This window comes from Enterobacter sp. UPMP2060, assembly GCF_053709655.1.
The window spans coordinates 1-7,750 of sequence record NZ_JBSKJQ010000025.1; the positions used below are offsets into that span (position 1 = coordinate 1).

Below are 7,750 nucleotides of genomic sequence, written 5' to 3' on the forward strand. Positions count from 1 at the left end.
ACCCGTTTTTGTAAAAGATCTTCTCGCTGGAGGCTATCGTTTTTCTCCTGATTCTGGATTTCCTTCAACAGGTTATAGGGGGGCGGAATTCAGAATTGAGCTTAATACAACTAATGTCTATGACTATGATTGGACATCCAATCAATCATGGGTTTCTGTCAGTAATGGCATAGTGACTTTTACTGATACGGGGAATAATGACGCTGTCACTATAACAGGGAAACTAAAAAATGGTGATGCAACAGTAAGTTATACATTTAGGCTGAGTGTTTGGTTTGATTTTAGCGCTGGCCCAGATGTAGTTTATCCAGAGGCTGTTAATCACTGTAATAGCCTTCCGGGGTATACCTTGCCGACTATAAATCAATTACGTCCAGAGAATGGTAATCGTCGTGGTATTGGAACTTGGTGGGGCGAATGGGGTGATGCCGGATATTATTCCAAGGCCGGTATTAAGACTGGATCATATTGGTCAAGTACGATTGGTGGCGGTGAATACCCATATCATTTCTTATGGGTTATCTATTCTGTTGATGGGACATATCATGGTGCGTATACGGGGGATTCAAACTATGTAGTCTGTCGGAAGAATTTAGCAGGGTGAATATGGTAAGTTTTATTTTGGTTTAAATTTTAGCCAAGTCATAGTATGGTAAGTTGATGATGAGATAATTAACATGCAATGATCTTCTTTGGGGTGATGCGGATCTTGTTCCCCATGTAAGTGATATAAGCATAAAAGCATAAAAGCGTAAACATCCATGGTGGATAGCCTTACATGTTTCTTGGTTGAGTTGAAAAGGTGGGTGTATGAAACTATTTCTAACATCAATGTACTTTGGGAATAACGCTGATGCGTTAGCGTTAGCGCTAACGCATGGTGGCTCGAGGAAGGTTGCAATATGTCTTAACGCTAATGATTTTTTAGGCGATGTGGAGAGGTTAAAGTATTTTAATAAAACATCAAAGGATTTTGAATGTTTAGGTTTTGAGGTGGAAGAAATAGATTTAAGACGCTATTTTGGCAAGCCCAATCAATTAAAGATGTATCTTGATACGGTCGATATATTTTGGGCGACTGGAGGAAACACTTTTAATCTTCGACGTGCTTTTAAATACTCAGGCATGGATGTGTTATTACCTGAGATTCTTAAGGGAGAACACTTTATTTATGGTGGATTTAGCGCTGGAGCGTGCATAACGTCACCTTCACTGATTGGTCTTAACCTTGTTGATAACCCTGAGGAAATACCTGCTGGATATGACAAAGACATCATTTGGAGTGGATTGAACTTAGTTGATTACCAAATCGTACCACATTATAATTCAGTTAATAAGAGTCTCGCAAAGTTGATGCAAGACATCATCACCATGTATGATAAAGAAAATATTATCTATAAGACATTGACTGATGAACAGATTTTAATTGTCCATAGTTTAGAAAGTTGAAAAGTGTTTGCCAGCGCTAATAATATTGGGCTTGCTGGATCGGACATTGTTCCCAACAGCAAGTCGCAAATAAATAACTCATATCCATTCTTCAATCAACACAAAATCAAATTGGCATTCATTGCTATGACAGTACAGGAGTCGGCCTTAACTTACCGGAATACTAATACGGGTTAGGAATTTAGCAATGATGGGTTTGTAAGACGATTATCTCGGTGCAGATATCATTTTCTGGAGCGCGATGTCTCCTTTGTTGACTAAAAAATACGTAACAGTCGCGAGCGTAGGGTCTTTTCCGGATAAAATCACGGCAGCAGTCGTACAACAGCACTAATAACAAGCGTAAATTGTTGGGCTAACTGGTTCGAATGTAGTCGCCTTTGTAACGCACAAATTTCTGGGGTTCCGGCGTAGAACCCCCAGCTGCACGCTAACCGCTATGAAGCCTATAAGCTATTTTAAAGCTCAGCCAAACAGATACGTGAGGAAGTGCAATAAGTCTGGAAAACCGAGCGTCGCAGCATGCTGCGACCCTACGTATTATCTTCTGCCGCTTCCTTCAGTAACCATTCGCTAAATATTTCCATCGCAGGGGTCATTGCCTTCGATTTTAAATGGGTTAACCAGTAACTGCCCATATTGATTTCGGTAGCAAATGGGCGCACCAGCTGCGCGGTGGTTAGCTCACGGGCAAACATTTTCGCTGGGGCTAATGCCACACTTCCGGAATGGATAGCGCTCTCGATCATCAGACGGGATGAGTCAAAGATGGCGCCATTCACTCTCACAGCCTGCAAGCCAGCGGCAGCAAACCAGTTTTCCCACTCTTCAGCACGGTAAGAACGCAGTAAATCCTCTTGCAGCAAATCGGCTGGGGTAACGAGCCGCTTAGCCGTAGCTGGCGTACACAATACGGTCAGCGGAGCATTAAGCAGCATCTCGTTATGGGTTGATGGCCACAAACCCGTGCCAAAACGGATGGCGAAATCAAGTCCTTCGGCAGCCAGATTAACGACGTTGTTGTTGGTGCGCAGCCGCAGTTTGACAAAAGGATGCTCTTGCTTGAACCGATCGAGACGTGGCAACAGCCAGCCCACGGCAAAAGTGCCGACGGCAGCCACGGTGAGCACCTCCTGGAACTGCCCCCCTTCAAACTGCCGGAAGGCTTTTTCAATATGGCCAAAGGCGTTGGTTAACACGGCAAACAGCGTCCGTGATTCTTCTGTCATTTCTAAACCGCGGGGTAAGCGTTTAAACAGCACCATGCCTAGCCGCTCTTCAAGCTGCCGAACCTGTTGGCTAACGGCAGCCTGAGTAACACAGAGCTCCAGCGCTGCCCGTGTGAAACTCAAATGTCTGGCAGAGGCTTCAAAAGCACGTAGGGCATTCAGGGGAAGGTTAGAAAGCATGGGTATTATCCAAAAAATTTTCTTTATGTTGTAGAAAGTTCTTGTCGCTTGTCAATAACGGTCTAAAAAAGGATAGTTCTCGCCATCAGCAGAACAAACCGCTGAGTTAATCCATTTTATGTGAGGCAAAACATGGTTAAAAATACATTACGTCAAACCACCCTGATGGTCGCTACGGTTATGCCGTTGCTGTTCGGTAGCGCAACATTATGCGCACAATCCGCTAATGCCAAAGCGAATATTCAGCAGCAACTGTCCGAACTGGAGAAAAACTCAGGTGGCCGCCTTGGCGTGGCGCTGATCGATACCGCAGATAATTCGCAGATCCTGTATCGTGGTGATGAACGTTTTCCCATGTGTAGCACTAGCAAGGTGATGGCGGTGTCGGCGTTGTTAAAACAGAGCGAGATCGATAAAAATCTTTTGGCTAAGCGGATAGAGATCAAACAATCCGATCTGACCAACTACAACCCGATCGCCGAAAAACACTTGGATACTGGGATGACCCTTGGCGAGCTCAGTGCCGCAACCATCCAGTACAGTGACAACACGGCGATGAACAAGATCCTTGAGTATCTTGGCGGCCCGGCAAAAGTGACAGAGTATGCGCGTACTATTGGTGATAAAACCTTCCATCTCGATCGTACCGAGCCTGCTTTAAATACTGCCATTCCCAGCGATAAGCGTGACACTACCTCTCCGCTGGCGATGGCAAAAAGCCTGCAAACCCTAACCTTGGGCAAGGCGCTGGGTGAACCACAGCGTGCTCAACTGGTTGAATGGCTGAAGGGGAACACTACCGGCGGAGCCAGCATTCGCGCAGGTCTGCCAACCACGTGGGTGGTCGGTGATAAAACCGGCAGTGGTGATTACGGTACCACTAACGATATCGCCGTGATTTGGCCAGCGAACCACGCACCGTTGGTGTTGGTAACCTATTTTACGCAGCCACAGCAGAATGCAGAAGCCCGCAAAGACGTGTTGGCTGCAGCCGCTAAAATTGTCACCGAAGGGCTTTGAATCAGGGATATGTACCGCGTAGCTGCGCAGGGATTTCGACTGACTAGTCCTGGCATAGGTTGACACTTTTATGCCTGTAAAACGCCTGAAGCACCGCATCGGGCGTTTTGTATTTTAGTGCCTGGTGAGGCTGCTCTCTGTTGTAAATTTCTATTGATTCCTTCAGCATCTTTCTTGCCTGCTCCAGATTTTCCGGGCGTGACAGCAAAAAATCCGTTTCAGTATCTCAGTAAGCGCCCCATGAAGGACGTGGAGTAAAAATTAGTTTACAGCGAGGGGGGGCGTTCCAGGGCAACAGTTCTTTCACGCGGTTGGGACGCTGATCACGTGGCGTAGACAGGCTTCCGGCTCGATACTGTTGAGTTTGCAGCTTCCGATCGGGCTGTACATCACTGCTGCACTGTCGCCTCCGCCATCAGAGCCGAAGAACATGTAGTTACGGCGTCCCGGCGCTACCACCCGAAGCGCGTTTTCACATAGGTTATTATACTACCAGCCATTTCGACAGTATTCTTTAAGGGCATCCCATTGTTTCAGCAGGTACGCGAACGCCTTTGCCGTGTCTGAGTGACGCGACAGTGTGTTCATCTGCAACAGGATCAAGTCATACAGCGACCGCATCAACGGGGCGGTTCTGGCTTTCCTGGCCGCCAGACGCTCTTCTGCCGGGCTGCCGCGGATCTCCGATTCGATAGCGTACAACGCGCCGATGCGACTGAGTGCTTCTGTGATTATTGATGTAGGATGGCGGACATGAACATCGTGGTGCCGGGCATGCGCCATACAGGCCGCTTCGGTTACCCGGCGTTATAACCCGCGTACGCATCGGCATGCAGGATACCACTGTAGGCCGCCAGATGTTGCTGTTTGTGGATACCTTTGCAGTCAGGTGAGTAGGAGAACCACACTGCTGCCGGCATTGTTGAGCCCGCGTTGCGATCGCCACAAACATAGACCCACAGCCGCCCGTTCCGGGTTTTACCCTAGCCGGACTCCAGTACTTTCACCGGCGTGTCGTCGGCATGCACTTTACCCGGCATCAGCACATAGTGGTTTATCTCATCGTACAGCGGGCGAAGCTGCTCTCCAATGATATCAACCCAGCGCCCCATTGTATTGCGGCTCAGCTCCAAACCCTGCCGGGTATAGATTTCCGACTTGCGATATAACGGTAGGTGCTCGGCGAATTTCGCCATGATAATGCGCGCCAGAAGCGACGGGCTGGCGTAACTGCGTTCGATGGGTTTTGGCGGCAGAGGAGCCTGTACGATACAGTCACACTGGCTGCAGTACAGCTTTGGACGAACCGTTTCAATTACCCTGAAGCCAGTATTGATGGTATCCAGCTTTTCGGAGATGCTTTCCCCCAGTGGTTTCAGCCTGCCACTGCAGGCCGGGCACGCAGCTTCCTGTGGCAGAATAACCTTTCGCTCGCGGGGAAGTGTTGCCGGTAGTGGTTTACATCCCAGAGTGACCACGTTCTCCTGTCCCGTATCACCGGCCATTGAGGACAGTTGCGGCTGCACGGTACCGATTTTATCCTGAAGCTCGGTTATCCGTTTTTCTGCCTGCGCGATTTTCTTTTCGATTTTCTCGCGAGTTTTCTCACTGCTTCGCCCGAACAACATTCTCTGCAGTTTAGCGGCCAGCCCCGCAGAGTATCGATCTCACGACCGTATCCGGTTATCTCACCAGACAGGCGCTGTATAAGCACCCGCTGTGCAACCAGCAGGGTCTTAAGTTGTTCGATATCGTCGGTGAGCTGTTTATCCATTTCCCCACATTACTAACGGGTTACATCCGAAGTCCAGGGCGTTCTGTTCTTTGCGGATTTTTCCAGTTAATGCCTTCCAGCAACATGGAAAACTGTGCTGGCGTCAGGTGGATTTTGCCTTCACGGGTCACAGGCCAGATAAACCGGTCACGCTCCAGAGGTTTGGTGAACAGGCAGAGTCCATCATCATCAGACCAAAGCAGCTTTATCATTTCGCCGCGACGCCCCCGTAAGATGAAAAGGTGCCCGAAGAACAGATCCTCGTTGAGGACATTCTGCACGCGGGAGGCCAGGCCGATGAAGCCGCTTGTCATGTCGGTAACGCCCGTCACCAGCCAGATGCAGGAACTCGTGGGAAGGGATTTCATCAGCCACCTCTTTTCAGTTCGCGAACCAGGGCCGACAACATGGCCGGGATGAGGTTGCCGGACAGCTTCAGGCGTGCACTTCCAATACTGACCTCACAGCAAAGCCCGGCATCCGGTGGTAGGCTTTACGCTGTGCCGGGAGAGCGAGCAACGAGGGGCGTGAGTATTCGGCGGTCATAACAGGCACGATATTATCACTGATAATGGCGGGAGCTGGGATTGTATCAGATGGCACATCAACCAGATGACGAAAACGCTGGCGCTAGGTGAACAGCAGGTTGTCATTAATCCCGTTCTGACGGGCAATCAGTGCCACGCATGCACCGGGTTGCAGTGAGCGCTGAACTAGGTCGAGTTTCAAGGGCATGGAGTAGCTTGCCCGCTGACGTGGAACTGTCGGTTCGATAGAGTCCATTTAAAAATAAGTGTGCTCTATGGGGTTCTACGCCGGAACCGCTGAAATTTCCGTTACCCCAGTTTCAGCCCGGCTACCAGCGTATCCAGGTCAATAATTTCACTGCTGCTCTGGAAGGTATAATGTCCGTTCAGCAAAATGTGCTGCCAGGCCACCGGCGATATCCGGGTCAGCGCCTCAGTGCCCCTGTCGTTGCCTTCTGCTTCCAGCCGCTCCAGTAATCGCGACAGGATCGCGGAGTTGTAATAAACGATCGCGTTGCAGATCAGCCGCCCGCACTGATTACTGATGTCTGTTTCAATGTCGTTTTTCCCGGTTAACTCTTTCTTTCCGCCGACTTTGGCGACGGCGGCACGAAGCTGGTGATAAGATTCAATCCGGTTCTGGGAACGGCGGATATTGCGTTCCAGCTGAGGATCGCGCAGATACTTCAGTGTGTAAATACTGCGAACCAGCCGGTCATATTCAAATACTGCCTGTCTTGTCGGATTAGCCGTTGTATATGTGCATAATTTGCGGATCAGCGTTCCCTGCGTCATTTCCTTCATCCCCAGTGTGGCGACGATGCGCTCGAGATTGCTTTTTTCACGGGTGATAAGGTCCAGGTCAATCTGTCCGGCAGGCTGAATCAGGCACTTCTTATATGTCGAGGGCTCTCTGGTACAGTATAGCTCCGACAACTGCCTGTTCAGGTCGGTAAAATGAGGTTCAAATCGAAGGCCAAACCAGTGCAGGATCGCAAAGTTGGCCCTGTTGATGCTGTGCATGTCTCCGGTAATGGCCCCTGGCTTCACGGCTGAAGTGTTGCGGTACCAGATATCAAAGACATGATGGCCTTCGTAGTCGTTTGTGCCAATCAGGTATCCGTTGACTGGGATGTGGTTACACAGCAGTGTGTAAGCCACCATGCCTTTACCGCGACCAAAATATTTACGTGAATACCGGGCTTTCACTGTCGGACGCTCAACACCAAATTTCTGCCCGTCAACGGCGCCATAAAGGGTCTCCGGATCAAACGAATAGAGTGGAAATACCGGTAGTGCTTCTATGGCATCGGTGATGCAGTCATTGGCCGTCAGCAACGACGCCAGACGAAGGTACTGTTCGTAAGTGGTCTCCAGCACATGGAACGGAATATCGCTGGTTCTCGCCATGACATGATTGCCATGGTTCATCGCCTGGGGAACGATACCCGCCATCAGGCTGTCTGCATCCGCTTCTTTTTTGGCATAACGGGGTTGTAGTGGCTTCATGGTGGGGAGGAACCGGCATTGTTCGTTAAGGGGTTTGAGGGCCAATGGAACGAAAACGTACG

The 7,750-nt window shown here is 49.5% G+C and carries 6 protein-coding genes and 3 pseudogenes; 3 read left to right on the forward strand and 6 right to left on the reverse strand.

Annotated elements, in window-relative coordinates; all coding sequences use genetic code 11:
• A pseudogene (locus ACWKXN_RS22280) lies at positions 1-604 on the forward strand (hypothetical protein); the annotation flags it as partial.
• 206 nt (positions 605-810) lie between these two features.
• Positions 811-1,449: a Type 1 glutamine amidotransferase-like domain-containing protein gene (locus tag ACWKXN_RS22285; RefSeq protein WP_454544368.1), complete on the forward strand. Its 639-nt coding sequence runs from the start codon at positions 811-813 to the stop codon at positions 1,447-1,449.
• Positions 1,450-1,982: 533 nt separating this feature from the next.
• Here the strand turns inward: ACWKXN_RS22285 and ACWKXN_RS22290 are convergent.
• On the reverse strand, positions 1,983-2,858 hold the full coding sequence (locus ACWKXN_RS22290; protein ID WP_454544369.1) for a LysR family transcriptional regulator: 876 nt from the start codon (positions 2,856-2,858) through the stop codon (positions 1,983-1,985).
• Between the two features lie 132 nt (positions 2,859-2,990).
• Between ACWKXN_RS22290 and blaFONA the strand changes: the two genes are divergently transcribed.
• Positions 2,991-3,878 carry an FONA family class A beta-lactamase gene (gene blaFONA / locus ACWKXN_RS22295; protein WP_454544370.1) on the forward strand — a complete coding sequence of 296 codons (888 nt, stop codon included), beginning with the start codon at positions 2,991-2,993 and terminating at the stop codon, positions 3,876-3,878.
• Between the two features lie 43 nt (positions 3,879-3,921).
• Here blaFONA and ACWKXN_RS22300 read toward each other — a convergent pair.
• From ACWKXN_RS22300 to ACWKXN_RS22320, 5 genes and pseudogenes are all read right to left on the reverse strand, one after another.
• Positions 3,922-4,098 (reverse strand): annotated as a pseudogene (locus tag ACWKXN_RS22300) (integrase core domain-containing protein); the annotation flags it as partial.
• A gap of 6 nt (positions 4,099-4,104) precedes the next feature.
• A pseudogene (gene tnpC / locus ACWKXN_RS22305) lies at positions 4,105-5,652 on the reverse strand (IS66 family transposase).
• A gap of 20 nt (positions 5,653-5,672) precedes the next feature.
• Positions 5,673-6,020 carry an IS66 family insertion sequence element accessory protein TnpB gene (gene tnpB, locus ACWKXN_RS22310; RefSeq protein ID WP_454544371.1) on the reverse strand — a complete coding sequence of 116 codons (348 nt, stop codon included), beginning with the start codon at positions 6,018-6,020 and terminating at the stop codon, positions 5,673-5,675.
• A gap of 262 nt (positions 6,021-6,282) precedes the next feature.
• The gene (locus tag ACWKXN_RS22315) at positions 6,283-6,435 is read right to left on the reverse strand and encodes a transposase (protein WP_454544372.1); all 153 of its coding nucleotides are present in this window, start codon (positions 6,433-6,435) and stop codon (positions 6,283-6,285) included.
• A gap of 53 nt (positions 6,436-6,488) precedes the next feature.
• A partial coding sequence (locus tag ACWKXN_RS22320) for a Tn3 family transposase (RefSeq protein WP_454544373.1) occupies positions 6,489-7,750 on the reverse strand: 1,262 nt, incomplete at its 5' end.

Excerpts from the sequence above, each read along its gene's own strand:
- ACWKXN_RS22285 (WP_454544368.1), top strand. The coding sequence starts at position 811 with ATGAAACTATTTCTAACATCAATGTACTTTGGGAATAACGCTGATGCG.
- blaFONA (WP_454544370.1), top strand. The coding sequence starts at position 2,991 with ATGGTTAAAAATACATTACGTCAAACCACCCTGATGGTCGCTACGGTT.
- ACWKXN_RS22290 (WP_454544369.1), bottom strand. The coding sequence starts at position 2,858 with ATGCTTTCTAACCTTCCCCTGAATGCCCTACGTGCTTTTGAAGCCTCT.
- ACWKXN_RS22315 (WP_454544372.1), bottom strand. The coding sequence starts at position 6,435 with ATGGACTCTATCGAACCGACAGTTCCACGTCAGCGGGCAAGCTACTCC.
- tnpB (WP_454544371.1), bottom strand. The coding sequence starts at position 6,020 with ATGAAATCCCTTCCCACGAGTTCCTGCATCTGGCTGGTGACGGGCGTT.